Annotated in this window: 18 protein-coding genes and 3 pseudogenes; 14 read left to right on the plus strand and 7 right to left on the minus strand. The window is 71.3% G+C overall.

All coding sequences use genetic code 11. The features are described 5' to 3' along the window. Both JHN45_RS34895 and JHN45_RS34900 read right to left on the minus strand, forming a co-directional pair. Positions 1 to 258: hypothetical protein (locus tag JHN45_RS34895; RefSeq protein WP_201053164.1), on the minus strand; the 258-nt coding region annotated here is incomplete at its 3' end. Positions 259 to 277: 19 nt separating this feature from the next. Further along, the gene (locus JHN45_RS34900; protein WP_201053166.1) at positions 278 to 838 is read right to left on the minus strand and encodes a SigE family RNA polymerase sigma factor; all 561 of its coding nucleotides are present in this window, start codon (positions 836 to 838) and stop codon (positions 278 to 280) included. A 546-nt stretch (positions 839 to 1,384) separates the two neighbouring features. Between JHN45_RS34900 and JHN45_RS34905 the strand changes: the two genes are divergently transcribed. The 3 genes from JHN45_RS34905 to JHN45_RS34915 all read left to right on the plus strand — a co-directional run bounded on the left by JHN45_RS34905 (position 1,385) and on the right by JHN45_RS34915 (position 4,698). Continuing rightward, entirely contained in the window at positions 1,385 to 1,768 is a 384-nt protein-coding gene (locus JHN45_RS34905; protein WP_201053173.1) for a hypothetical protein, read from the plus strand. A gap of 227 nt (positions 1,769 to 1,995) precedes the next feature. Continuing rightward, positions 1,996 to 2,127, plus strand: coding sequence for a hypothetical protein (locus tag JHN45_RS54185; protein WP_268982441.1), 132 nt, complete (start codon positions 1,996 to 1,998; stop codon positions 2,125 to 2,127). Between the two features lie 477 nt (positions 2,128 to 2,604). After that, entirely contained in the window at positions 2,605 to 4,698 is a 2,094-nt protein-coding gene (locus JHN45_RS34915) for an NAD-binding lipoprotein (protein WP_201053179.1), read from the plus strand. Between the two features lie 735 nt (positions 4,699 to 5,433). Here JHN45_RS34915 and JHN45_RS34920 read toward each other — a convergent pair. Further along, the gene (locus JHN45_RS34920) at positions 5,434 to 6,090 is read right to left on the minus strand and encodes a 1-acyl-sn-glycerol-3-phosphate acyltransferase (RefSeq protein WP_201053181.1); all 657 of its coding nucleotides are present in this window, start codon (positions 6,088 to 6,090) and stop codon (positions 5,434 to 5,436) included. 321 nt (positions 6,091 to 6,411) lie between these two features. Here JHN45_RS34920 and JHN45_RS34925 point away from each other — a divergent pair. Beyond that, positions 6,412 to 6,588 (plus strand): annotated as a pseudogene (locus tag JHN45_RS34925) (RICIN domain-containing protein); the annotation flags it as partial. Between the two features lie 52 nt (positions 6,589 to 6,640). On the opposite strand, the gene JHN45_RS34930 reads toward JHN45_RS34925, so the two are convergent. Further along, on the minus strand, positions 6,641 to 7,342 hold the full coding sequence (locus tag JHN45_RS34930) for a FadR/GntR family transcriptional regulator (protein WP_201053185.1): 702 nt from the start codon (positions 7,340 to 7,342) through the stop codon (positions 6,641 to 6,643). A gap of 379 nt (positions 7,343 to 7,721) precedes the next feature. Here JHN45_RS34930 and JHN45_RS34935 point away from each other — a divergent pair, with 379 nt between their 5' ends. Beyond that, on the plus strand, positions 7,722 to 9,953 hold the full coding sequence (locus JHN45_RS34935; RefSeq protein ID WP_201053187.1) for an alpha-L-fucosidase: 2,232 nt from the start codon (positions 7,722 to 7,724) through the stop codon (positions 9,951 to 9,953). Positions 9,954 to 10,051: 98 nt separating this feature from the next. On the opposite strand, the pseudogene JHN45_RS34940 reads toward JHN45_RS34935, so the two are convergent. Next, positions 10,052 to 10,324 (minus strand): annotated as a pseudogene (locus JHN45_RS34940) (FCD domain-containing protein); the annotation flags it as partial. A gap of 1,268 nt (positions 10,325 to 11,592) precedes the next feature. Here JHN45_RS34940 and JHN45_RS34945 point away from each other — a divergent pair. The 5 genes from JHN45_RS34945 to JHN45_RS34965 all read left to right on the plus strand — a co-directional run bounded on the left by JHN45_RS34945 (position 11,593) and on the right by JHN45_RS34965 (position 14,816). Continuing rightward, positions 11,593 to 12,150 (plus strand): TetR/AcrR family transcriptional regulator, encoded by a 558-nt coding sequence (locus tag JHN45_RS34945; protein WP_201053189.1) that lies wholly within the window; start codon positions 11,593 to 11,595, stop codon positions 12,148 to 12,150. Next, positions 12,147 to 13,040 carry an aldo/keto reductase gene (locus JHN45_RS34950; protein WP_201053191.1) on the plus strand — a complete coding sequence of 298 codons (894 nt, stop codon included), beginning with the start codon at positions 12,147 to 12,149 and terminating at the stop codon, positions 13,038 to 13,040. Before JHN45_RS34945 ends, JHN45_RS34950 begins: the two co-directional genes overlap by 4 nt. 104 nt (positions 13,041 to 13,144) lie before the next feature. Further along, positions 13,145 to 14,164: an NADPH:quinone reductase gene (locus JHN45_RS34955; RefSeq protein WP_201053193.1), complete on the plus strand. Its 1,020-nt coding sequence runs from the start codon at positions 13,145 to 13,147 to the stop codon at positions 14,162 to 14,164. A 104-nt stretch (positions 14,165 to 14,268) separates the two neighbouring features. Beyond that, on the plus strand, positions 14,269 to 14,640 hold the full coding sequence (locus tag JHN45_RS34960; protein WP_201053194.1) for a hypothetical protein: 372 nt from the start codon (positions 14,269 to 14,271) through the stop codon (positions 14,638 to 14,640). Continuing rightward, a complete protein-coding gene (locus JHN45_RS34965) occupies positions 14,637 to 14,816 on the plus strand; it encodes a hypothetical protein (protein ID WP_201053209.1) in 180 nt (59 codons plus the stop codon). The genes JHN45_RS34960 and JHN45_RS34965 overlap by 4 nt, the downstream gene beginning before the upstream one ends. A gap of 12 nt (positions 14,817 to 14,828) precedes the next feature. Here the strand turns inward: JHN45_RS34965 and JHN45_RS34970 are convergent, their stop codons facing one another. Then, complete coding sequence (locus JHN45_RS34970; RefSeq protein ID WP_201053196.1) at positions 14,829 to 16,322, minus strand: ricin-type beta-trefoil lectin domain protein; 1,494 nt, start codon at positions 16,320 to 16,322, stop codon at positions 14,829 to 14,831. Positions 16,323 to 16,490: 168 nt separating this feature from the next. After that, on the minus strand, positions 16,491 to 17,123 hold the full coding sequence (locus tag JHN45_RS34975; protein ID WP_201053198.1) for a response regulator transcription factor: 633 nt from the start codon (positions 17,121 to 17,123) through the stop codon (positions 16,491 to 16,493). A 250-nt stretch (positions 17,124 to 17,373) separates the two neighbouring features. Here JHN45_RS34975 and eccCa point away from each other — a divergent pair, with 250 nt between their 5' ends. The 4 genes and pseudogenes from eccCa to JHN45_RS34995 all read left to right on the plus strand — a co-directional run. Next, a complete protein-coding gene (eccCa, locus tag JHN45_RS34980; protein ID WP_201053201.1) occupies positions 17,374 to 21,405 on the plus strand; it encodes a type VII secretion protein EccCa in 4,032 nt (1,343 codons plus the stop codon). Then, positions 21,402 to 22,799, plus strand: a complete 1,398-nt coding sequence (gene eccD / locus JHN45_RS34985) for a type VII secretion integral membrane protein EccD (RefSeq protein WP_201053203.1) — start codon at positions 21,402 to 21,404, stop codon at positions 22,797 to 22,799. The genes eccCa and eccD overlap by 4 nt, the downstream gene beginning before the upstream one ends. Before the next feature lie 11 nt (positions 22,800 to 22,810). Next, on the plus strand, positions 22,811 to 24,151 hold the full coding sequence (gene eccB / locus JHN45_RS34990) for a type VII secretion protein EccB (RefSeq protein ID WP_201053205.1): 1,341 nt from the start codon (positions 22,811 to 22,813) through the stop codon (positions 24,149 to 24,151). Between the two features lie 5 nt (positions 24,152 to 24,156). Then, positions 24,157 to 25,401: pseudogene (locus JHN45_RS34995) on the plus strand (hypothetical protein); the annotation flags it as partial.

Consider the following 25,401-nt stretch of genomic DNA (forward strand, 5'->3'; position numbering starts at 1 on the left):
GTGCGCGGGGGTGGGGTCCGTACTGGTGACGCTGTGCGAGGCGGTCGGCTCGGACAGGGCCGCGATCTCGATGCCCACGGGAACCAGCAGGGCTGCGCCGAGGGTGGCCGCCGCCCACCGTCGTCGTCGTGCGATGCTCCGGCTGCGTCGCATGATCCGTTCGTGGGGAAACGACGGCGGGGCGCAGCCGTGCGCGGCTTCGTCGAGTGCCTGCCACAGTTCGGGTACCGGCGGCTGCGGTGACATGTCGGTCGTCATGCTGTGTGCCCTTTCCCCTTCAGCTCTGTGCCGCTGTCGCGGCGTAGTCGGACAGGACCGCGCAGTGTCGCAGTTTCTTCAGGGCTCGGCTCGCCTGGCTCTTTACGTTGCCGGCCGAGCAGCCGAGGACGTCCGCGGTCTCCTGCTCACCCAGGCATTCCCAGTAGCGCAGCACGACGACGGCGCGTTGGCGGGGCGGGAGGGTGGCGAGCGCGGCCAGCAGTTCGGTGCGGGTGTCGTAGCTGTCGTGGTCGCTGATGTGATCGGCGGGTGTCCGCGGATCGGTGAGGTGCGGAGTGAGGAGCTGTACGACCCGTCGTCTGCGCTGTCGCGTCGTGTTGTTGTTGATCAGCGCGCGGCGGACGTAACGGTCGGGTGCTCCGAGGGTGCGTACGTGATCCCAGCGCAGGTAGACCTTGGCGAGTGTGGTCTGGACGAGATCCTCCGCCTCGTGGTGGTCGCCGTAGGTCAGCAGATAGGCGAAGCGCAGCATCCACGACCAGCGGGCGCGCGCGTACGCCTCGAAGTCACCCACGTCGACGTTCTGCTCGGGAGGATCCTCCTCCAGGCCTGTTCTCATCCTGTCGGCAGCCTCCCGGTCCGCTCTGTCCGCAGCCTCTCGCCCAGAGGCGGCAGGCGTACAAGGGCTGGTCATACGCACACCCCGTTTCCCCGTTTCCTTCATGCCGAGCTGCGCGCTCCGGTCGGTGAGCGCGAACTTCCGTGAGTAACACCGCCGTAAGGGCGCGCGGGTTGCACGGAGGCGTGAACATGTGTCCGGCTGCGGACTTCGCGGACCTGTTCCCCTCGCCCAGCAGCCACAGACCGGGACAACCGAGACCGATCGGATCGGCAGGACGCCCGCCCGGCACCGTGAGCGGGGTGGCGTGCTGACCGCGTACCGGGCAGCCGACTGAACCACCGACGAACGCGCACTGCGTGTCCCCCCTGTCTCTCAGGACCGGGGACGAACCGTCAGCACCTTCTGTACGGCAGGGGTGTTCAGAGGGGCGCTGAGCCGGGCCGCAACACATGCTCACACGTCCGAACCACCTCCACGCGCCCTCCTGTTCGTGGCCGCGTACTGATGAACTCGCCCTTCACGTACGACGAGGGGGAAAAGAGCATGATGCGTCATCGTCTTGCGCAACGGTTCGCCGTGCTGTGTGCGTCCGCCGGTGTGTTCATGGGGGTCGGCCTGGTCGCCGGAACGGCCGCTCACGCCTCGGCCTCGACACTGACCGGCTGCGGGCATCCGTATGTCTGTGTCTACAACGCCCGCCAGGTGAAGGTGGGCAACTACAGGGACGTCACTCGCTACTGGCAGACCTTCAGCCGTGGCGATGTCACGTACGCGTACAACGCCCGGCAGGACGGTGCCGCGTACTTCCTCTACAGCAGCGGACACACCAGCTGCGTCGAACCGGGGCGCCAGGCCGCTCTGCGGATCCGGGGCTACGGCAATGTGACCGGTATCCGCATCGACATCGGCTCGCGCTGCTACAGCTGATCCGCCGAGAGATGCCCGACGTCGGATGCGGGGCCGATTCCGGATGCCTCTGCGGTCCCACATCCGCTGATCCCGGTGAGGAGCGAGAGGACCGTGGACCTCCCGGTTACCCGCGAACGACTTGGACACCTTCTCCACGCTCGGCAGCGGTCCAACTGCGCGACGCTGTTGATCGGGTAGGAGTCGGCGGGCTGGTCGGGCTTGGTGTACGGGAGAGGTTGCTGTCGGTGATCTCGGACAGCGCCACGTCGATGGTCTGCGTGACGGCCACGCCCTCCCGCTCGGCGACGGCCTGCTCCAGCGCCGGGTTCAGCGAGGACACCTCGCCGCTCGACTTCAGCCTGTGCACGTGGCCCTAGAGCAGCTGCTTGAGTGTCTGCTGCATCCACGATGGGGTCAGGTAGATCGTCGACCAGCCGGCCGTGAGGTTCTTGGTCTGGGTGGCCGAGGCGTCGGCTGCGGCGGTGCCGTCGCCACTGGACCGAGGGAGGCACCGGGTCCGCGCGCGGAATATCGGTGTCCCGGTCGTGGGAGCGCGGTTCGTCCGGTCAGGACTGGTCTGTTGAGAGGGGAAGACAAGGGGCGCGCGCCATCGCGCACCATGTCTGCGACGCAAAATTTCACATTGTGCAACAGCCGTGATCGGAGGGTTGCGAGGACGGCGGCGAGCAGTGTCCTGAACGCGCCGTACACCTCGTGAGCGGTCGGCGAGGCCGCGCCCCCGCACCGCTGCGGCTTCCCCTCGGGGATGGACCCCAGGCCCGCTGCCGTCGGCCCCGTGGCCGGGCCGGACCAGGTTTCAGCCGGTGCCGTTGCCCGAAAGTATGAAACTCCTGATGGAACGGCGTGTCTCGGACGCCGGGCCCGGCACGCTTCGATTCCCGGAGGTGTACCGAGTTCAGGGGGTCGATGTGGAACGGCGGCAGGAGCGGAGCCCGTTACGCCACCGCACGAGGTATCTGTTCGACAGGACACTCGCGCGCAGCACAGGCGCTCTGCTGGGGTGGCTGGCCCTGTGCTGTCTGGCGGTGGTCGTGCCCGTGAGCACCCTGCTGGTGTGGACGGACCCCAACGCACCGCATTCGCTGTCCGGTCGGCTCACCCAGGTGTGGCGCACCAGCGCGGAGACCCTGCGGCTGGGCGTGGCCACCGGCGCTCCGCTGCGGATGCTGCTGTCCGTACTGCTCGGCCTGATCGCCCTGCTGTGCGTGTCGACGGTCGTCGGAGTCGTCACCACGGGCCTCGGCGACCGGCTCGCGGAGCTGCGGCGAGGGCGCTCCCGGGTCGTGGAACGTGGCCACACCCTCGTGCTCGGCTGGTCCGACCAGGTGTTCACCGTGGTCCAAGAGCTGATCGGCGCCCGCGCGGCGGACGACCGGCAGGTGATCACCGTGCTCGCGGACCGGGACCCGGCCGCCATGGAGAGAGCGCTGACAGCCACCCTCGGTGTCACCGACGGCGTCCGCCTGGAGTGCCGCACCGGAGTGCCGTCCGACCCCGACACTCTGCGGCTGGTCAGCCTGGGCGCGGCCCGGGCGGTGGTGGTGCTGCAGGCCGAAGGCCTCGACGGCGACCTGGGGGTCGTACGGATTCTGCTGGCATTGCGGACCGTGCTCGGCACGGACGCCGGCCCGCGAGTGGTGGCCGCCGTACACGACGGACGCTGGGTCCCGGCCGCGAGACTCGCCATGGGGCCGCGTGGCACGGTCCTCGGGACCGACCAGTCCACCGCGCGGCTGCTCGTGCAGTGCGCCAGGCATCCCGGGATGTCGGGGGTACTGCGGGACCTCCTGGACTTCTCCGGAGCCGAGTTCCACATCGTCGACATCCCGCAGGCGGCGGGACTGTCCTTCGGAGAGGTGGCGCTGCGCCTGGAGACGTCCAGCGCCGTAGGGCTCCTGCGGGCCGACGGCCGCCCGCTGCTCACCCCTCCGCCGGGTACCGTGCTGGTGGCGGGGGACCGGCTGGTGACTGTCGCCCACGACGACGGCCCTCCGCCCCTCAGCGCGCACCGCGCGCCGGTCGACCCCACGGCAGCGGCCCGTACCCGGCCGGCGCCCGAACGCCCTTACCGGCTCCTGCTGTTGGGCTGGAACCGTCGTGCCCCGCTGATCGTCGACACCCTGCGCCGGACCGCCCGTCCGGGCTCCACGCTCGACCTGGTGACCGGCCTCGCACCACCCTGCGTCCGACCGCCGACGGACTCCTCACCCCTGCGGCTCACCCACCGTCCCGGCGACCCGTGCGCCCCCGAAACCCTCACCGGCCTCGATCTCTCCGCCTACGACTGTGCCATCGCCCTGGGCGTCGACCAGCAGGCGGGCACGGATCCCGAACGGGCCGACGACCGGACGCTGTTGACCATGCTGAACCTGCGCTCCTGGGAGGAGGAGACGTCCCGGGTGCTCCCCGTGGTGGCCGAGATGCGCGAGCACCGCAGCCGGACACTCGCCCCGCTCGGCCCGGCCGGTGACGCCGTTGTCGCGGGAGAACTCACCGCCCTGCTGATGGCCCAGATCGTCCATACCCCCGAACTGGCCGCCGTGTTCGAGGAGATCTTCGCCGCACGCGGCGGAGCGCTCGCCCTGCGCCCGGCCGCCCACTATGTCCGGCCCGGCCGCGAGGCGTCCTTCGCCACGGTCGTCGCGGCGGCGATGCGGAACGGCGAGTACACGATCGGCTACCGCGCTCACGTCCCGCACTCGCCCCGCCCCCACGGAACCGTCCACCTGTGCCCCGGCAAGTCCGAACGGCGCGTGTGGAACGCCGACGACGAGATCCTCGTCCTGACACCGGGCCACACCGAGCGCGCCCCTACGAACCTCGCACGACTCACCCTGCCCGTCATGCGCCCCGGACCCGGGGAACATGCCGAACCCCAGCAGCCGGACGCGCCGCCGACCACACCCGGAGCCGACATCTCTCCCTGAGCACCGGCGCTCCCAATCCGTCCCGGACCAGCGGGACCTCCGCCGGATGCTCGGCGCAGCAGCGCCGACCCGGGCCAACTGCTGTTCCAGCAGCAGCAGTTCGGCGGCCTCGGAGACGGCCGCCGTGCGTGCCCGGACGTCCGGGCTGTGGACGATCCGGCACGGATGTGACGTCACGGTGATCTCGCTCAGGAACAACGCGCGGGCTGTCTCGCGGTCGGTACACCCCTCGGCGAGCTGCCGCAGGCGGGCCGCCGTCTCGGCGTACGGCCCCGTGTTCCTCTCTGTGCCACAGTGCCCTCACTCTCCTGGACCGGGCACACCCGGAATCTGCCGCCGGTCGGAATGCGATGCGTCTCGCACTGGCGGTCGATCAGGCGCGACAAGGGCCTCTCCGGGCGTCCAGGCCCTGGTACCGACCTGTTGTGCGTGGCGCTCCCCGTTCCGCCTCTGGCGATGCGACCTACCGGGATTGCCGGGAGCGAGCGGGCTCGTACCGCATCGACGGCTGAGGGCGGAGGCCGGACCGCATCTCAACACCCCTGTGGTGGATGCACAGCGCTTTCTGAAGTCGGCCGGCACATAGCCGAGCTGGCGGCCGGGACGCGTGTGACCGGCTGCCACGTGGCGGGCCACAGCGAGTGCCAACGGCCGTACATCGTGGGACGGCGTGACCACCCGAGGGCGTGGAGGATGTGGGCTCTGCCTGGCCGATGGCCAGGCACCGAGTCGGACTCACGCGGGCAAGACGGACGGCAGGTGGCTGACGGCCCGACGCCACGCTTCGTGCACGGCCGTGCGGGCGTGTGCGGTGGCCTCGCTCACGTCGCCGGTGAGATGGAAGGGTTCGCCGAGGTGGACGTGCAGGTCGGGGCGGCGCAGGGGCGCGGTGGCGATGCCGCTGAGCTGTTTGAGCCGGCTGCCGGAGACGATCCGGCGGGCTCCGGCGTGCCCGAGGGGGACCACGGGGGCGCCGGTGGCGAGTGCGAGGCGGGCCAGTCCGGTGCGGAAGGTGCCGGGTTCGCGGTCGGTGGAGTCTTGGCGCCGCGGGAGTCCGCCTTCGGGATAGAGCACCACGACCCGGCCGGCTGCGAGCGCCTCGGCCGCCAGGTCCAGTGCTGCCGCCGCGCTGCGGCTGCCCCGGTGAACCGGTATGTGGCCCTCGCGAGTGAGGCGGCTGCCGAGGACCGGGATCCTCCACAGCCCTGCGGTGGCCAGGACGACGGGTTCGGTGCCCAGGCGGTGCAGCGCGGCCAGGACGAGTGCGGGGTCGGCGAGGGCGGTGTGGTTGGGGGCGACGATGCTGCCGGGCGCGATGGCACGAGACGTTGCGGTGGTCACTGTCAGGTGGCCGAGGAAGGGGACGACGGTACGGGCGAAGGCGCTGAGCACGTGCTGTTGGCTCCCTGGTCTGCCGGTGCGGCCCGGCGTGCGTGGTCTTGCCCGTATCGTCACGTGAGCGGTGGGTGCAGGGCATGAGTGCGCGTACTTACCTACGCGCAAGGCTGGGGCGAGTGCGTAGCCGTAGCCGTAGCCGAAGAAGACCACCGGGCTGTGGCGGGGAGCAGGCTGCCTGCAGATCCTCGGTCCGCGAGGCACACGCACTCTGCTGTCTTCGTCGCCGCAGGCCACATGCGCATTTCGTCGCAGCACCCGGCCGAAACAAACCGCCCGCGCCCACCACGCATGTCAAGGGCTCGGCCGACTGTGTCGCCGGCCAGCGGGCAGGCGGACCAGCAGTGGAAGGTCGTCAATGCCGACGGCGCGATCACGGTGGCAGAGTCCGGACTGTGCCTGGACACCGGCGGCCAGGCAACCGGCAACGGGGCGAAGGTCCAGCTGTGGACCTGCACGGGTGGCACGAACCAGCACTGGCGCCTGATGAACTGACGGGAGCGGCCACGCAGGGCGCCTATCCCGGCCGGGGACCGGCCCGCGTCCGCTATGCCTGTGCGGTGGTTGACCGCAGGTGCTCGCGGAGCCAGTGCTCGGTGTTGCTGATGTGGAGCAGGGCCGCTGCCTGGCTCACTGCGGTGTCGCGGGTGAGGAGGGCTTTGTAGATCGCCTCGTGCTCGGCGAGGGTCCTCCCGGAGGACTGGTCGTCCAGCTGGCCCCGCCAGATGCGGGCGCGCAGGGTGCGACCCGAGATGCCTTCGAGCAGGGTGAGCAGGCTTTCGTTGCCGGTGGCTGCCACGACGGCGCGGTGGAAGGCCGCGTCGTGGGCGTTGAGCCGCTCGACGTCGTCGCTCGCCTCCCGCATCGCGTCCAAGTGGCCCTTGACCTCGGCCAGTTGCTCATCGGTGATCCTGGCGGCGGCCAGTCCGGTGGCGAGGGGTTCGAGCAGCCGCCGGACCTCCATGAGATCCAGCAGGGCACCGGTGTCGCTCTGCAGCAGCTCCACCGCACCGCCGAGTCCCTCCAGCAGCAGTCTGGGCTGGAGGCTGGTCACGTAGGTGCCGTCGCCCCGCCGTACCTCGAGCACCCGTGCCACGGCCAGTGCTTTGACCGCCTCGCGGGCGAGGTTGCGGGAGAGACCCAGCTGGGCGGCGAGCTCCGGCTCCGGTGGCAGCTTCGCGCCCGGCGGCAGTGCACCGGAGCGGATGAGCTCACGGATCTGCCCGATGGCCCTGTCGGTCAGGGACAACGTGGGCTCCTTCCGTGAGCGCGCGGTGTGGTCCGGTGCGCGAGGGACCGGGGCGGCGCGGCGAGTGTGGCGCCGATGATACCGGGGCGGCCGCGCAGGGTCCGCAGCTGGCGTGTGCCGCCGTCGCATGGTGCCTGGTGCGAGCTGGTGGAGCCTTTTCCGATCCCGAAACATTGTATGTTTGGCGGCGAATAAATAGCAGCAGATACCTTATATCGGTAAAAAATCATAGGTTAAAGCATGCTTTCATCCCTGCACGCCCGTTGACATGGCGAGGACACATGACGGACCTTCTTCCGTAACGGTCGGCGCAACGGGTGGTGGCCGTCGCGCCGGTCCCACCTCTCCCGTCTGCCTTCGTCCGTCACAGGGATGGCCCATGCCCAGTTCGATCAACAGGCGTCAGTTCCTGGCCGGTGCCACCTGCGTGGCCGCCGCAGCCGTCACGGGGGGAGTGTTCGGCGCCGGCGCCGCGCAGGCCGCCCCCAGCACCTACACACCCGCATGGAGTTCGGTGAACCAGCACCCGCCCGCCCCAGAGTGGTTCCAGGACGCCAAGTTCGGCATCTACTTCCACTGGGGCGTCTTCAGCGTCCCCGCCTACGACAGCGAGTGGTACCCCCGCAACATGTACATCAGCGGGAGCAACGCCAACACGCACCACGTCGCCACCTACGGCGACCCCGCCGTCTGGCCGTACCACAACTTCATCAACGGGGCGAACGACAAGGCGGGCCACTTCAACCAGTTCGCGCCCGGACTCAAGTCCGCCGGAGGAAACTTCGACCCCGACGAGTGGGCCCAGCTGTTCGTCGACGCCGGAGCGAGGTACGCCGGACCGGTCGCGGAACACCACGACGGATACTCCATGTGGGACTCCCAGGTGAACGAGTGGAACTCCGTCGCCAAGGGCCCCAAGCTCGACCTGCTGAAGCTGTTCACCACGGCGATCCGCGCCAAGAACCTCAAGCTGCTGGTGGCGATGCACCACGCCTATCACTTCAACGGCTACTACGACCACGTACCCGCCCAGACCGACCCCAGCCTGAAGAAGCTCTACGGGCAACTGGGCTCCACCGCCGAGAACCAGCTCTGGTACGACAAGCTCAAGGAGGTCGTCGACCATGCCCGGCCGGACATCCTCTGGCAGGACTTCGACCTGGACAAGGTCGATGAGACGCAGCGGCTGAACTTCCTGTCGTACTACTACAACCAGGCCAACTCCTGGGGCAAAGAGGTCGTCGCCACCTACAAGGACGGCTTCAACAGCCACGGCGAGGTCTTCGACTACGAGCGCGGCGGCCCGGCCGACCGGACCGCGCCCTACTGGCTCACCGACGACAGCATCTCCAGCTCCAGTTGGTGCTACACGCAAGGGATCGGCTACTACAGCATCCAGCAGATGCTGCACTCCCTGATCGACCGGGTCAGCAAGAACGGCAACATGCTGCTGAACATCGCGCCGATGGCCGACGGAACGATCCCCCAGGGGCAGAAGGACGTGCTGCTGGGCATCGGCGACTACCTGAAGCGCTTCGGGGAGTCGATGTACGAGACCCGTGCCTGGACGCAGTACGGCGAGGGCCCCACCCGCATGGGCGGCGGCGCGTTCACCGCCCCGCTCGTGGGCACCGCGCAGGACATCCGCTTCACCCGCAGCAAGGGCAACACGGTGCTGTACGCCACCGTGCTGGGCTGGCCCGGCAGCTCACTCAAGATCAAGACACTGAGCTCGGACCGCATCAGCCTCTCCTCACTCACGTCGGTGAAGCTGCTCGACTCGACCGCCGGCACGTACATCAACCTGGCCGCGCCGACGCAGGACTCCTCCGGGCTGACCGTGACACTGCCCTCCTCGGCGCCGTACACCGCGGGCGCCTACGCCCTCAAGCTCAGCTTCTCCGGCCAGATCCCCCCGCTGCGGCCAGCGGTCGGTGCCGTGGTCTACCAGGACGTCAACTACTCCGCGAACTACGCGGTGCTCGATCCCGGCACCTACACATCCGAGCAGTTGCAGCTGGCAGGGCTCGACGCCCAGAGCATCTCCTCCCTGAGGCCGGCGGCCGGGAACCAGATCGTCGCCTACAGCGGTGACAACTTCACCGGCACCTCCTGGACCTTCACCGCCGACAACCCCGACCTCAGGGTCACCGGCCAGAACGACCAGATCACCTCCCTGAAGGTGCAGTTCAATCCGGCCACCTACTTCAGCATCACCAACGTCACCGACGGTCTGGCCTTGGACAGCGGAGGAAACGTCACCTCGGGATCCAACCTCAAGCAGTACACCTGGGACGGCAGCCCCAACCTCCAGTGGCAGCTTGTGGAGGTCGGCGGCGGCTACTACAAACTGGTCAACCGCACCAACGGCATGGTCGCCGACGGCTGGGGCGCCACGTCCAACGGCTCCCCGGCCCAGCAAGCGGCGTGGAACGGTAGCACCAACCAGCAGTGGACGGTCACCCACCGCGGCGAGGGCATGTGCACCATCGCCAACCGGACCACCGGCCTCGTCCTGGACGGCGGCGGGAACGTGGCCTCCGGCTCCGTCACCAAGCAGTGGGGCTACGGCAGCAGCACCAATCTCCTGTGGACCTTCACCGCCCAGTGACACTGGTGTGAAGGCGGTGAACCGGGGAGGGCTGCCCGGACGGAGAACCGTCCGGGCAGCCCCGCTCTCACCGATGCGGCGGCGCGGAATCCCCGGCCTCATCCGGGGGGACTCGCCACCGGCAAGGCATCCGTGGACTCCAGGTGCTCCCGCTGCCACCGCTCGGTGCTGCTGACGTGCACCAGGGCCGCGGCATGGCACGGCGCGGCGTCACGTATGGCCAGTGCAGCGTGGATCGCCTCGTGTTCCGCCGGCGTACGAGCCGCCGCACGGGTGTCCACCAGACCACGCCAGATCCGGGCCCGCAGGGTGCGGCCCGAGACGCCCTCCAGCAGGGTGATCAGCGTTTCGTTGCCCGTGACGCGGACGAGGAACCCCTGGTCGTCGGCGGCCTGTGGGTGGTCGTTGGGGATGCGTTACCCGGGCGATGTGGTGCGCACCTCGCATCCGCGGGGCATCCGCGGGGCATCCGTCCCGGACATCCCGGACATCCCGAATAACTCATGGTGGACGAGTACGGCCAGCGCGAGGAACGCCCCGTACACGTAGCGGACGGCTGGTACCGCCCCTGCGCGCTGTCCGTGTCTCCATGAGCCCCACTTTCACCGTGCGTGACGGACGATCGGCCGGCGCACGTTACCCCCTGAGGGTATGCATCTGGTGCGCTTGCAGTGTTCACGGGTCCTGGGCGAGGTCGCACCCGCTGCCGGGCTGCAGCCCGCGACTGCGCATGATCGCGGGCCGGGCCGGGCCGGGCCGGGTCGGGCTCGGCTCCGGCTCGGTCTACGGACTCGGCGTGTTCGTGGGTGCCGCCCCCGACCGGACTCACCCGGCCGACGCCCACGGCCGCGGAGTGAAGCACATGAGCCCTCGCGATCCCGTCGGCACACCCCGGCGGGCGGGTCTGCTCACTCGGGCCTTCCTGGCACTGGAAAACCACGCACTCGCCCCTGCGGCCTCCTGTACTTCGGATACCACCTGCGGTTATGGGGCACCCCACCCGCCCTCGCAACCCTCCGCGAACACATCGTCGGGAGCATCCCCGGTGTTCCCCTGCTCACCCACCGGCTGGCCGTCAGCGACACGGGCGCCCTGGGGGGATCGGACTTGGACATCGACGTCGTCCACCACGTCCACCTGCGAACCGACCTGGCCCCGCACCCGCACCCCCTCCCAAGGCGTCATCGGCACGTCCCCCGACACCACACGCCCCATTCCGCACGGGGACGTCGAGTCGGCGCTCGCCCCGATGGAGGGCAACGACATCGAGTCCGCGATCCTGTCCATCTCCACCCCGGGCGTCGAACCCGGTGACGTGAAAGAGGGGTGCCCGCACCGTCCCGCATGGGTTCTTCCGCCGGTGGCGTGCTTCCCCGAGCCGGCGCGGAGGCTGTGGGCGGGGGCGAATCCCCGGCATTTCGGCGTCGGCCTTCCGGCGTCGGGTGCCACTTGGTTGAGCGTGGGGTTCGGCTGTGCGGCGGTTGCGCTGCTCGTCCTGGGCGCGGTCCACGCTCACGTGGGTGGCCCGAGGCCCGGAGACCGTCGTCCTGCCTGTATGAGACGCGCCCACCACATACAGAACCACCATTCTGTTAGAGTCCTCAACAAGAGAGATGGTCATTCTTTTTGTGGGGGTGTGATGCCTCGGCTCACCGACGCGCGCAAGGAACTCCGGCGTACTCAGATCACCGAGGCCGCCGTCCGTTGTTTCAGCCGCACCGGGCTGGAGCGGACCTCGATCGCCGACATCACCGCCGAGTCCGGCCTCTCGGCCGGCTCGATCTACGCGCACTTCCGCAACAAGGCCGACCTGGTCCAGGCAGTCGCCCGCGGGGATCTCGCCGAGCGCGCCAGGGTCCTCGGCGAGCACGCCGCGAGCGAGGCCCCGCCGGACCCCGACGAACTGCTCGCCCGCCTCGTCGCGGCGATCGACCCGGTCAGGGCCCGGCTCGGCGTCCAGACCTGGGGCGAGGCGACCACCAACCCTGCCATCCAGGGCATCGTCGTCGACATGACCGACCGGATGCGCGCGATGCTGCACGACTGCGTCACGGCGTGGCTCGTCAAGGTCGAGCACCACGAGCCGGTCGAGGCCCGGGAGAGCGCCGCCCCGATCGCCCACCGGGTGATGGCGCTCTACCAGGCCGAACTTCTGTACACCGCCTTGCGGACACCGACCGAGGAGACCGCGTCATGAATACCGCGAACGCTTTGTTGGCCGCCCGCACCGTTTTCCGGATCGGCTACGGTGCCTTGCAGCTTGAGCGGCTGCACGACCGCCGCGGCGAGGCCGTCGCGCTGCTGCGCCGCGCGGTCGAGCTGGGCGTCGACCACGTCGACACGGCCGAGTTCTACGGCTTCGGTTTCGCCAACGACGTGATCCGCGAGGCGCTGCGCGCGCAGGACGGCGTCCTGGTGGTCACGAAGGTCGGTGCCGACCCCAACCCGGGCGGGACGCTGCCGTTGCGTCTGGCGCAGCGGCCCGAGCAGCTGCGCGCCAGTGTCGAGGACAACCTGCGCAGCCTCGGGCTCGACCAGCTTCCGGTGGTCAACCTGCGGCGTCTCGACTCCGGCCCCGGGCTGCGTCCCGAGGGCGACCAGGTCGTCGACCTCGATGACCAGCTCGCGGTGATGACCGCCCTGCGCGACGAGGGAAAGATCGGTGCGATCGGTCTGAGCGGCGTCACTCTGGACGTCCTGCGACGCGCCCTTCCGGCGGGCATCGTGTGTGTGCAGAACGCCTACAGTCTCGTCTCCCGCGAGGACGAGGACCTGCTGCGGCTGTGCGCGTCCGAGGGCATCGCCTGGGTACCGTTCTTCCCGCTCGGCGGGGCCTTTCCCGGTCTGCCCAAGGTCACGGACGCGCCTGCGGTGCTCACCGTGGCCGAGTCCCTGGGTGTCACGCCCTCCCAGGTCGGCCTCGCCTGGCTGCTGCACCACGCTCCGAACGTGCTGCTCATCCCCGGCACCGCCAACGCCGCTCACCTGGAGGCCAACACGGCGGCCGGGGAGATCACCTTCGACGCCGCGACCCTCGCCGCTCTCGATGCCGTCGAGTCCCGTTCCGGCGAAGTGCCCATCGGTTGACGGGAATCAACGCGGCCGGGTCACGACCGCGCTCCGGGCCGGGCCCCGACCAACTGCCCGACCACGCAGGAAAACCCTGCTCCACCAGGCTCCAAGGACGGATCATGAAGGCCATCATCTACCGCGACAACGGCGCCCCCGACGTTCTCCAGTTCGTCGACCGCGATCTGCCGGTGCCCGGCCCCGGCGAGGTTCGCGTCCGGGTGTCCGTGTCCGGGGTCAACCCGGCCGACGGGCAGGCGCGCTCCGGTGCCGGCCATCCCAAGCACTTCTCCGAGGTCACCCCGCACCTCGACGGCGCCGGCACGATCGACGCTGTCGGTGAGGGCGTCGACCACAGCCGGGTCGGTCAGCGGGTCTGGGTGTTCCTGGCCGCCGCCGGGCGGCCCACCGGCACCGCCGCCGAGTTCACCGTCGTCCCCGCCGAGCAGGCGGTGCTACTGCCCGACGATGCCGGGTTCGACATGGGTGCCGCACTCGGAGTCCCCGCGCTCACCGCCCACCGCGCGCTCACCGTCGCCGAGGACGGGCCACGTCGGCTGCGGCCCGGGGCGCTCGACGGGAAGGTGGTGCTCGCCGCGGGCGGGGCCGGGGCGGTCGGGCACGCGGTGATCCAGCTCGCGCGATGGGCCGGCGCGACCGTGATCACCACAGTCAGCGGCCCGGAGAAGGCCCGGCTGGCCACCGCCGCCGGAGCCCACCACGTGATCAACTACCGCGAGGGCGACCCGGCCGCCGATATCCGCGAGATCACCCCGGACGGCGTCGACATCGTCGCCGAGGTGGCTCTCGGCACCAACCTCGCACTGGACCTGGCCGTGCTGCGAACCCGCGGCACGATCTCGACCTACGCCAATGACGGCGGCAAGCCGGTCGAACTGAACGTGCCGCAGAACATGGTGCTGAACACACGCCTCCAGTTCCTGGTGCTCTTCACAGCCGGTGCGGAGGCACGCGCGGCGGCCGCCCAGGACGTTGCCGCCGCAGTGCGCGACGGCGCGCTGCCGGTCGGCGAGGAACACGGCCTGCCGCTGCTCCGCTTCCCCCTCGACCGCGCCGCCGACGCGCACCGGGCGGTCGAGAGCCGCGCGGTCGGCAAAGTCCTGGTGGACGTCACGCCCTGACACCCCGTCGGCCACCGTCGCGGGCGGGGCGGCGGCATCTGGCCTCGCTCTCCGCACCGCGGCCGTCCCACAAGGAGCTCAGCCCGTACGGCTACTCGGACGACGTGGAGGAGACGGGTGAGGGAACGGACTCCGGCGCGGCCCGGCTGAATATCGGCTGGCTCGCCGAGGGACACGAGCTCCCGCGCGGCGACGTCCCCGGGGGATTCGTGGAAGCCCTCCTCGAACTGGCCGAGGACACGGTGAACGCCTACCGGGGCACGCATCTCTGCGACTTCTGCCCGACCTTTCAGGAAGCACGTAAGAACGTCAGGTTCCGCGATGTGTTCATCGGCAGTGGAGAGGTTCATGTCCGGGGCGGCGAAGGCCGTGTCTACGCGGCGCCGGCATCGGTCGTTCACCATGTGGCGGATCACGGATACCGGCCGCCGCAGGAATTCGTGGACGCGGTACTGGCGACTGGGGTGCGACAGTGACGGACGTACGCGCGGAACGCCGTTCGGCCGGCACCGAGACCATGGTGGACGTGCTGCTGCGCTGGACGTGGATCCGGCACCGCACGCCCGCGCGGGACATCGCCGACTCCGACAGCGGGCAGCCGCTGCGGGTCGTCGGGTTCACGCAGGACCTGGGTGGGCCGGAAGTGATGTGACGGCAGCCGGGATCAGCCCAGGTGCCACTTCTGGTTGGACGTCCCGCCGCAGCTCCACAGCTGGAGCCGGGTGCCGTTGGCCGTACCCTGGTCCTTGGCGTCCACGCACTTGCCGATCACGGTGTTGACCAGATCGTGGGAGCTGTTGAGGTTGAAGCGCTGGGCCCAGCCGCCGTTGCAGGTCGCCAACTGGATGGCCGCGCCGTCGGACTTCGAGGCGTTCGCGATGTCCAGGCACAGGCCCATGGACCGCACACTGCCGTCGGACTTGAAGACCCACTTCTGCCAGGCCTTGCCGTCACATCCCCAAAGCCGCAGGGGGGAGCCGTCCACACCGGAACGGGCACTCACCTCGACGCACTTCGAGGACGCGTAACCGACGATCTCGTCACCGGCCACGGCGGCAGCGGCGGGCTTCGGCGTCGAAGTCTTCGTCGTCGTGCCGCCGGTGCCGGCACCGCTGCCGGTGTCAGTGCCGGTGGCCTGGGCCGCCTTGGTGCCGGACGCGTTGCCGGGGTGGGCGGCATCCGCCACCGGGGACGAACTTCCCTCGGTGTGCGGGCCCTTGTCCGTGCCGGCTTTCGACCCCTTCGTACGGTGGGCCGGCCGGCCGCTGCCCGACGGGGAGCCGGTCGGTCCCTCCGAAGCACCAGCCGTGAGTTGGGGAACGACGCCGTCGCCGACGGTCGCCGCCTGCGGACCGGAGTCGTCGTGGCCCGGCATGGCGATGAACGCGGCGCTGCCGATGCCGAGAACCAGCAGGGCACAACCGGCGACCGCGACCCCGACGACCCGCGCGCTCCGCTCCGGCCGCGTGTCCCCGGCGCCCGTCCCGTTCTGCCCGCCGGAGTCACCCGCCCCCGTCGTCCGCGGGCGGAACAGAGAACCCGGCGCGGTCGATGCTTCCTCGGTACTGGGCCCGGCCGGAGTGGCGGCAGCCGATGCCGACGCGGGCGTGGGATCGGCCGACCGTGCCGCCCGGGGGCGGAACAGTCCGCCGGATGCGGCGGGTTCGGGTGCGGCGGGGGACGCTGGAGCGGGCGCTGGGTTGTCCGACCGTGCTGCGCTTGGGGGCAACAGTCCGCCGGATGCGGCGGGTTCGGGTGCGGCGGGGGATGCCGGAGCGGGCGTCTGGCTGTCCGATCGTGCTGCCCTTGGGCGGAACAGTCCGCCCGGCGCGGCGGGCTCGGCCGTACGGGTGGATTCCGGAGCGGGCGCCGGCGTGGGGTCGTCCGACCGCCTCGCCCTGGGCCGGAACAAAGTGCCCGGCGCGGAGGAAGTCTCGTCCGTACTCGACGCGGGGTCGGCAGCCGTCGCGGGCGCAGGTGTGCCGTCGGGAGCGGTCTGGCCGTCCGGGGCGGAGCCGTCCTCGGAGGGGAGCGCGGGCTCCTGCGCCGACGCGTTCCCCGACTCGGACGTCGGCTCGGTCTCCCGCAGCCACGGCAGCGGCCGTTCCCAGAGGGCCGGCTCCTCCGGTGTCTCCGGCTGCCCCGCTGTGTGCTCCATGTCTGCCTGCCCGTCTGCGTTCTCGATGTTCCCCGGCGGGCGACTTTAGGGTCGCCGGTCGCGGGTACCCGCCAGGGGAAGCCGGGTTCTGCCCCGCAGGACCGGAAACTCTTCCCCTGCGGGCCGGGGGACCGGGTCGTTGGGTACGCCCCGGCCGAGTACCACCGACTACAGCGTCCCCGAGCGCAGCGCGTAGGCGACCGCGTGAGTGCGGTTGCGGAGGCCGAGCCGGTTCATCATGACGCTGACGATGCTCTTGATGGTGCGCTCGGAGTAGTTCAGCTTCTGGGCGATCTCCGTCGTCTCCAGCCCCTCGGCCAGCAGCCGCAGCACATCGACCTCGCGGGTCTCCAGACCGGACGCGGTCAGCCCCAGCGGCCCCAGCACGTCGCGCTGGACCGCCTTGATGTGGTCGATGAGCTGCCCCTGCACCGGGAGGGGCAGAGCCGCTCCGCCCTCGGCCACCGCGCGCACGGACTCCACGACCTTGTCGTACGTGGTGTCCTGACGCCACATCACACTGCGCAGGCCGTACCGGACCGCGCGCAGCAGGTGGGCCTCGCCGATGTGGCCGGTGATCAGCACCATCCCCATGCCGGGGCGGGTGGAGCGCTCGGTCACCGACTCCATGAGCAGCATGGTGTCCTCGGTGACGTCCGGCGTGATCAGGAGGGCCACGTCCGCGTGCCGGTGTTCCTCCTGCGGCAGTACCGCCAGATCCGGATACCTGCGCAGGCACCAGACGGCCCCCTCACCGGTGATCGGGTCACTGGCAAGGACTGCGATCGAGATCGTCCCCAACGTTCTTGTTTTCCTTCCGGGTGTGGATCATCGCCCTGGAAGGGCGGGCGACCATCGTCACCGGCCGGTCTTGAGGCCGACTTGGCGTGTACTTGGCGAAGCTGCCCCTGCGGCCAGGCTTCGCTGCCCGCGGGGGCGGACATCGCCCCGTAGGACGCGGGCGCGGGCGGCCCTCTGCCTAATCTCCACGCGCGGATCCAGTCGTGGATCCCGTTGCGGGAACACCGGAAGAAGCAGAGAAGAGAGCACGTTGAGCACCGTGGTCGCCAAGCGCTCGCCGCGTGCCGAAGGTCCCCCGATGCCGGAGGGCCAGGTGGAACTCGCCGAGCCCCCGGTGCTCGGCGAACCGGCCACCGCCGACTTCGGCTCGGTGATGACGTATCTGCCGATGGGCCTGGGCGCAGGGGCCATGGCGCTGATGTTCTCGGTCGGCAGCGGCGGTACGTCCATGTACATGATGACCGGCATGATGGGCGTCGCCATGATCAGCATGACGCTGACCCAGATCGGCAGGCCCGGCGCGGAACGGCGCCGCCGGATGCGCGCCGAACGCCGGGACTATCTGCGCTACCTCGCCCAGAAGCGGGTTCAGGCCCGGCGGGCTGCCGACGACCAGCGGGCCGCGCTGCTCTGGGACAACCCCGAGGCGTCCGACCTGTGGGCCCTCGCGACCGGCACCCGGCTGTGGGAACGCAGGCCCGGACACGAGGACTTCGGCCGGGTCCGCATCGGTCTCGCGACCCGCCGTGCCGCGCTGGAGTTCCTGCCGCCGCAGACCAAGCCGGTCGAGGACCTGGAACCGCTGTGCGCGATCTCGCTGCGCCGGTTCACCAAGGCCCACCAGACCGTGCCCCTGCTTCCGGTGCCCGTCTCGCTCCAGCGCTTCACCAGCGTCGAGTTCACCGGCGGTACCGAGGAGGCGGTGGCTCTAGTCCGCGCGGTGCTCGGGCAGTTGGCGGTCTTCCACTCCCCGGACGAACTGCGGATCGCGGTGCTGGGCGACGAGGCCGCGCGCGCGGACTGGGACTGGCTCAAGTGGCTGCCGCACAACGCCCACCCGACCGAGGAGGACACGGCCGGAGCGGTGCGGCTGGCCGCGGGCGACCACGACGAACTCCTTGATCTGCTCGGGCCCGATGTCCGCGACCGCCCCGACCACGACGTCACCTCCTCGCCGAGCGTCGCCGAGCCGTTCACGGTGATCGTCGCCCAGGGCGTACAACTCCCCGCGACCTCAAGGCTGTTGGGCGCCGGGATACGGGGGGTGGTGCTTCTCGACCTCACCGGTGCGATGACCGGCGGACCCAAGGTGCTGCGGCTCACGGTCCGCGACGGCCAGGTCGGGTTCCCCAGTGGCAGTGAGGACGTCAGCGGCCGGGCCGACCGGCTCGGTCCCGTCGGGGCCGAGCAACTGGCCCGTGCCCTCGCCCCGATGCGCGCCGGCGGCGGTGTCGACCTGGTAGACCGGCCACTGGAGTCCGACTTCGACCTCGCCACCCTGCTCGGCATCCGTGACGTACACGCCTTCGAGGTCGCGGCCAAGTGGCGACCTCGGCTGGCCCAGGACGCCCGCCTCAAGGTGCCGATCGGGGTCACCGAGGACGGCGAGATCGTCGAACTGGACCTGAAGGAGTCCGCTCAGGGCGGTATGGGCCCGCACGGACTGCTCATCGGCGCCACCGGCTCCGGCAAGAGCGAACTGCTGCGCACCCTCGTCACGGGCCTGGCCGCCACCCACTCCTCCGAGATCCTGAACCTCGTCCTGGTGGACTTCAAGGGCGGCGCCACCTTCCTCAACATGGAGCGGCTCCCGCACACCTCCGCCGTCATCACCAACCTCGCCGACGAACTTCCCCTCGTCGACCGCATGCGGGACTCCATCAACGGCGAGATGATCCGCCGTCAGGAACTGCTGCGCGAAGCCGGATACGCCTCGCTCTTCGAGTACGAGAAGGCGCGCGCCGCCGGGGCGAGCACCCTCGCCCCGCTGCCCTCGCTGCTGGTCATCGTCGACGAGTTCTCCGAACTCCTCGCCAGCAAGCCGGAGTTCGTGGAGCTGTTCGTCTCCATCGGGCGGCTCGGACGCAGCCTGGGCGTGCATCTGCTGCTGGCCTCGCAGAGGTTGGACGAGTCCCGCATCCACCGGGTCGAGGGCCACCTGTCGTACCGGCTCGCCCTGCGCACCTTCTCCTCGATGGAGTCGCGCAGCGTCATCGGCACCTCCAGCGCCTACGAACTGCCGTCCGCCCCGGGCAACGGGTACCTCAAGGTCGACACCACCAATCTGGTCCGGTTCAAGGCCGCCTACGTCTCCGGAGCGGCGCCCGCGCCGGCCGGCCCGGAGGAGACGGCACACCCGGCGGGCACGGCCCGTGAGGTGACCGCGTTCGGACTGGAGCGGCACGGTGTGCCGGCCGCGGACCGTGAGGCGGAGGAGGCCGCCCGGCTGGTCTCGCTCGCCGAGGAGGCCCTGCGCGACCAGGGCGCCGGCACGGGCCCCGAGGAGGACGGCGGTGAGGGCGGTGAGGACAGCCTGCTGGAGGTCTTCGTCGGGCGGCTGGAGGACAGTGGCCCGCCCGCCAGGCAGGTCTGGCTCTCCCCGCTGTCCGAGTCGCCCGGCCTGGACCAGCTGCTGCCCGGCATCGTGCCCGACCCGGACCGCGGCATGGGCGCCGCCGACCGCCGCGTCCAGGGCGCGCTGCGCGTCCCGTTGGGCATGGTGGACCGTCCGTTCGAGCAGCTGCGCGAACTGCTGACAGCCGATCTGTCGGGCGCCGACGGCCACCTCGGTCTGGTGGGCGCGCCGCAGACCGGCAAGTCCACCCTGCTGCGCACCCTGATGCTGTCGCTGGCCCTGACCCACACGCCCGCCGAAGTCCAGTTCTACTGCCTCGACTTCGGCGGCGGCGGTCTGGTCTCCACCGCCGGACTGCCGCACGTCGGCTCGGTGGCCACCCGGCTGGAACGCGACCGGGTCCTGCGCACCGTCGAGGAACTGACCCAACTCCTTGAACAGCGCGAGCAGTTGTTCACCACCAGGGGCCTGGAGTCGATGGCCGCCTACCGGGCGCTGCGCGCGGACGGCACGATCGACGACCCCTTCGGTGACGTGTTCCTGGTGGTCGACGGCTGGGCCACACTCCGCCAGGACTACGAGGACCTGGAACAGCGGATCATGGAACTCGCCGCGCGCGGACTGTCGTTCGGGCTGCACGTGGTCGCCTCCGCGGTGCGCTGGTCCGAAGTACGGCCCCGGCTGCGGGACATGCTCGGCACCAAGCTCGAACTGCGGCTCGGTGACTCGATGGAGTCGGAGGTCGGCTCCCGTGCGGCGGCCGGTGTCCCGCACCGGCCGGGACGCGGTCTGACCAGCTCCGGACACCATTTCCTGTCCGCGCTGCCCCGGCTCGACAGCTCCTCGCGGACCGACGACCTGACGGCCGCCACCAAGGCCGCGGTCGCCGAGATCGACACCTTCTGGACCGGCCCCCGGGCCTCCGGTGTGCGCCTGCTGCCGACCAGGCTCGACGCCCGCCGGCTGCCCGCCCCGGCGGACACCCGCGACCTGAAGTTCTGCGTGGGCTGGGACGAGCAGCGGCTCGCCCCCGTCTGGCACGACTTCGGCGCCACTCCGCACCTGCTGGTCTTCGGCGACGGCGAGACCGGCAAGACCAATGCGCTGCGGCTGGCCATCCGCGCCATCACCGCCCGCTACCGGCCCGAGGAGGCCAGGATCCTGCTGGCCGACCCCGGGCGCGGACTGCTCAAGGACGTGCCCGAGGAGTACCGGGTCGGATACGTGGTCGACAACGACGCGCTCGGCAAACTCGCCGACAGCGCCGCCGTGTCCGTCGCCAAACGACAGCCCGGCCCGGACGTCTCTCCGGAGCAGCTGGAGAAGCGGGACTGGTGGACCGGTCCGCTGCTGTTCGTCCTCGTCGACGACTACGACCTCTTCTCCGGTGCGCCCGGCACCCCCTCACCGATGATGCCGTTGGTGCCGCTGCTCGCGCAGGGCGCCCACATCGGACTGCACATGGTCGTCGCCCGGTCCACCTCCGGCGCCATGCGGTCCGTAATGGACCCGCTGATCCGCCGGATGTGGGAGCTGGGCAACCCCGCGCTGCTGTTCTCCTACCCCAAGGAGGAGGGCAAGTTCATCGGCGAGGCCAAGCCCCGCACCCTGCCCGCGGGCCGCGCCCAGCTCGTCACCCGCCGCACCGTCCAGCTCGTCCAGACCGGCCTGGTGTCGGCGGCCCCCCTCCCCACAGGAGCACGATGACCACCGCCGTACCCCTGCCCGCCCGGACCGCAGAGGTCTGCCGCCTCACCGTGGAGGCACCGGACGGCAGGGCCGATCTCGCCGTCCCCGTCACCACCCCGGTCTCCGCCCTTCTGCCGCTGTTGCTGCGCCACACCGCCGCGGGCCCCGACACCCAGGGCACCCCCTGGACACTGCAACGGCTCGGCGAGGACCCCCTCGATCCCGAGGCCACCCCCGAGAGTGCCGGGCTGCGTGACGGCGACGTCCTGCACCTGCGTCCGGCCGACGCGGCACTGCCCGCGCTGCACTTCGACGACGTCTCCGACGGTGTCGCCCACACCGTCGGCGCCGGGCCCGGCCGCTGGCGCCCCGAACTCACCCGGAACCTCGGCCTCGCCCTGTCCTGCCTGGCCCTGGCCGCGCTCGCCGCCGCGCTGCTCGGCGCGGGTCCCGGCCCGCTCACCGCGGCGACCGCCGGGGTGATCGCGCTGGTGCTGGCCGCGGGCTGCGCGAGCGCCGCCCGGATGCACGCGGACCCGGGGGCCATGCTGGTCGCCGGCGTCGGCGCGTTCGGCTTCGCCGCACTGGCCGGGACGACCTTGCGCGAGGGCCCGTCCGGCGGGTTCGCCCCCGGCACGACAGGAGTCCTCGTGGCCGCCGGCTGCGTCGTCGCCCTGGCCGGCGGGCTGCTCGCACTGGGTGCCCTTCCCCTGGTCGTACCCGGCACCGTCCTGCTCACGGCGCTCGCCGCCGCGCTGGGGGCGGGCCTCGCCGAGACCGCCGGTCTGCACGGTGTCCAGGCCGCCTCGGTCGTCGCGGTGGGCCTGTTCGTCCTCGGCCACCTCGCACCCCGGCTGGCCCTGCGGACCGCCCGACTGCGCGTGCCCCAACTCCCGCACGACGCCGAGGAACTCCAGCTCGACATCGAGCCCGAGCCCGGCGAACGGGTGGCCGGCCGGGTCTCCGTCGCCACCGCCTGCCTCGACACGATCGGCATCTCCTCCGCGCTGGTGTGGGCGGTCGCGCTCTGGCTGCTCGCCGACCGTGAGCCCGGCTGGGCCGGCTGGCTCCTTCCCCTTTGCCTCAGCCTGGCCGTCCTGCTCCGCGCACGCGGCACCAACGGCACCCTCCAGCGGGTCCCGGCCGTGCTGGCAGGCACCTACGGCCTGGGACTCGTCCTCATCGTCCGGGTCGCGCCCACCGGCCCGGTCGGCCGGGCCGCCGTACTCGCGGCGCTGCTGGCCGCCGCGCTGCTGCTGCTCGTCGGAGCCTGGCGGCTCCCGCGGGCCCGACTGCTGCCCGTATGGGGGCATCTCGGCGATCTGCTGGAGATCGTCTCGGCGGTCGCCCTGCTGCCGCTGCTGCTCCAAGTCCTGCACGCGTACGCCTACTTCCGCGGCCTCGCGGGCTAGGAGCGGCACCGATGCAGACACGACGCGATCATGTGCAGGCCTACCAGTTCGCCATGGGGCGCCTCGCCTCCGCCCTTGTCAGCGGCGACCCCGGCCGGGGCGACAGCCCCACCCGGCGGTCCGCGCTCGGCTCGGTCTTCGGAGTGGGCCTGGTGGTACTGCTGTGCGCCGGATACGGGGTGTACGGCCTGATCTCGCCCGCCGCCAAGGACGCCTGGCGCAAGGAAGGGACGATCGTCCTGGAGGAGGACACCGGCAACCGCTACGTCTACGCCAACGGTGAGCTGCGCCCCGTCCGCAACTACGCCTCCGCGCTGCTCATCGCCGGGGAGCGGACCACGCCCGAGACGGTGTCCGCCAAGTCCCTGGCCGGGGTCCCGCACGGCACCCCCGTCGGCATCCAGGGCGCGCCCGACACCGTACCGGCCGTCTCCGCGCTGGCGACCGGGGCATGGGCGCGCTGCCTGCCGGGGCAGGGTGCGGACGGCACGGGGACCGAGGGAGTCAAAGGGACGAAGGAGAAGGGCTCCGCCGACAAGGGCCAGAGCCTCGTCTTCGGACGCTCCGCCGCCGCGCTCACCGCGCTGCCCGCCGATCGCCAGGTGCTGCTCGACGGGCCCGGGAACACCCGGTACGTGCTGCTGGGCGGCGTCAAGTACCCGGTCCCCGGCGCCCCGACGCTGATCGCCCTCGGCCTGGACGACCAGACGGCCCTCTCCGCGACCGCCGACTGGCTCGCCGCCGTCCCCACAGGCACCGCGCTCGCCGCGCCCGTGCCGTCCGGCGCCGGGAAGAAGGCCGCCGAGGTCGCCGGCCAGAGCACCGAGGTCGGCCAGGTCTTCCGCACCACCACGGGCGGCACCGAGCACTACTACGTGATGCGGTCCGACGGGCTCGCCCTCGTCAACGCCACCGAATACGCCCTGCTCGCCGCCCGCCCCGGTGCCCCGACGGCACGCGAGGTCGGACAGGCGGACATCGCCGTCGCCCCGGCATCGGCGGAGCACGCCACGACCGGCCGGGTGCCGGACCTGACCGGCGTCCACCCGCTGGACGGCGGCACCGTCTGCATGACGGAACTCGCCGACGGCCGGGCCCGGATCACCGTCGCCACCCCCGGCACCGGGGGAGTCGTCCTGCCGGCCGGCGGAGGTGTGCTGGCCGTCCCGGACGCCGGGCGGACCGAGTACCTGATCACCGAGCAGGGTCTGAAGTACCGGATCGCCGACACCGACGCCGCGCGGGCCCTCGGCTTCGGCGAGACCAAGCGCCGGCTCACGCTGCCGGCGGGCGTCCTCGCCCTCGTCCCCGACGGTCCGGTACTCAGCCGCGCCGCCGCCGCGAAGGGCTGAACCCGATGGCCCGGCTCCGCCTTCGCTCGACACCCGTGGGCGACGCCCTGCTCATCCATCCCAAGGGCCGATACGACGACCGGGCAGCCGCGTTCGCGGCCGGGATCGCCGAGGACCCGCTCCACACTCTCGTCGTGGTGGACCTGCCGGCCGACGCCCTCGCCACGGAGTGGGAGGCGGTGGCCCGGCTGCTGTCGTCCGCCCGGTACGGCAGCCCGCGCCTGGTCTTCGGCCGGGGCAGCGGCGACGACATCCGCACCGCCTGCCGGCTCCTCGCCGAACGGCTCGAACGCGAGGTCCTCGCCCCCGACGGCGACCTCGTCCCGACCCTCACCGGCGGACTGTTCGTGCCGGGCGACGACGGCGCGGCCTGGCTGCGGTTCCGGCCGGGCCGCGACCCCGAGCCGGCGGCACAGCGCTACCCCAAACCGCACTGGGAGTTCTCCGCGCCGACCCGCACCGGACCGGTCGGCGCGCACACCGTCGCCCAACCGGTGCCGGCGGGTATGTGGCTGCGCCGCACCGACCACGACCCCCTGGCCGCCCACCACCAGCGCGCGGTCGAGGCCGCCCCCACCGACCCGCACCTCTTCCTGCTCGTCCTCGGCAGCCCCGGCACCCCACCGCTCTCCCTCGACGACGTGACTCGTCTCTGGAACACCGTGCTCCCCGGCGTCCGCCCCGCAGCACGTTTCGTCCTCTACGGCAGCCTCGACACCCCCGCCGGCCAGGCACCGGCCCAGACCCTCGCCGACACCCTGAACCACCCGGTCACCCTGTACGACGTCCTGCCCTACGCCGAGCCCGACCGCCGGCCCGTCCCGGCCGAGTCCACCTACCTGCCCTCCGGGTCCGTCACACCGGGCGCGGTGCCGTCGCCAGGACCGGTCCCCGACGATCCGGCCACCCCCGGCGTCGGTGCGCCCACCCCGGTACCGTCCCCGCCGCCCATCCGCACGGAGTCCGGCGCCGGCACGTCCGCTCCCGACAGCGGGGCTCCCACGACGGCGTCGCGGAACGCCTCGACACCGGACACCGTGGCCCCGGTGCGAGGGGAAACAGGCGCGACGGATCTCCCCGAGGCGCTCACCATCCCCGGCGACCTCGACGACGCGGACCTCTCGGAGGCGCCCACCGTCCGCAACGACGGCGCCGGTCCGCCCCCTGACGCAGAGCCCGCCACCAGCGGCGCGGCAGATCTCGAAGAAGCCCCCACGATCCGAAACGCCCGCCGCACCCCCCGCAACAAG

The sequence above is a fragment of the Streptomyces sp. MBT53 genome (assembly GCF_016654115.1).
GTDB lineage: Bacteria > Actinomycetota > Actinomycetes > Streptomycetales > Streptomycetaceae > Streptomyces.

Coding starts and splice junctions, on each gene's coding strand:
- JHN45_RS34950 (WP_201053191.1), top strand. CDS start 12,147: ATGAATACCGCGAACGCTTTGTTGGCCGCCCGCACCGTTTTCCGGATC.
- JHN45_RS34900 (WP_201053166.1), bottom strand. CDS start 838: ATGAGAACAGGCCTGGAGGAGGATCCTCCCGAGCAGAACGTCGACGTG.
- JHN45_RS34905 (WP_201053173.1), top strand. CDS start 1,385: ATGATGCGTCATCGTCTTGCGCAACGGTTCGCCGTGCTGTGTGCGTCC.
- JHN45_RS34945 (WP_201053189.1), top strand. CDS start 11,593: ATGCCTCGGCTCACCGACGCGCGCAAGGAACTCCGGCGTACTCAGATC.
- JHN45_RS34955 (WP_201053193.1), top strand. CDS start 13,145: ATGAAGGCCATCATCTACCGCGACAACGGCGCCCCCGACGTTCTCCAG.
- JHN45_RS34935 (WP_201053187.1), top strand. CDS start 7,722: ATGCCCAGTTCGATCAACAGGCGTCAGTTCCTGGCCGGTGCCACCTGC.
- JHN45_RS34915 (WP_201053179.1), top strand. CDS start 2,605: ATGGAACGGCGTGTCTCGGACGCCGGGCCCGGCACGCTTCGATTCCCG.
- eccD (WP_201053203.1), top strand. CDS start 21,402: ATGACCACCGCCGTACCCCTGCCCGCCCGGACCGCAGAGGTCTGCCGC.
- eccB (WP_201053205.1), top strand. CDS start 22,811: ATGCAGACACGACGCGATCATGTGCAGGCCTACCAGTTCGCCATGGGG.
- JHN45_RS34970 (WP_201053196.1), bottom strand. CDS start 16,322: ATGGAGCACACAGCGGGGCAGCCGGAGACACCGGAGGAGCCGGCCCTC.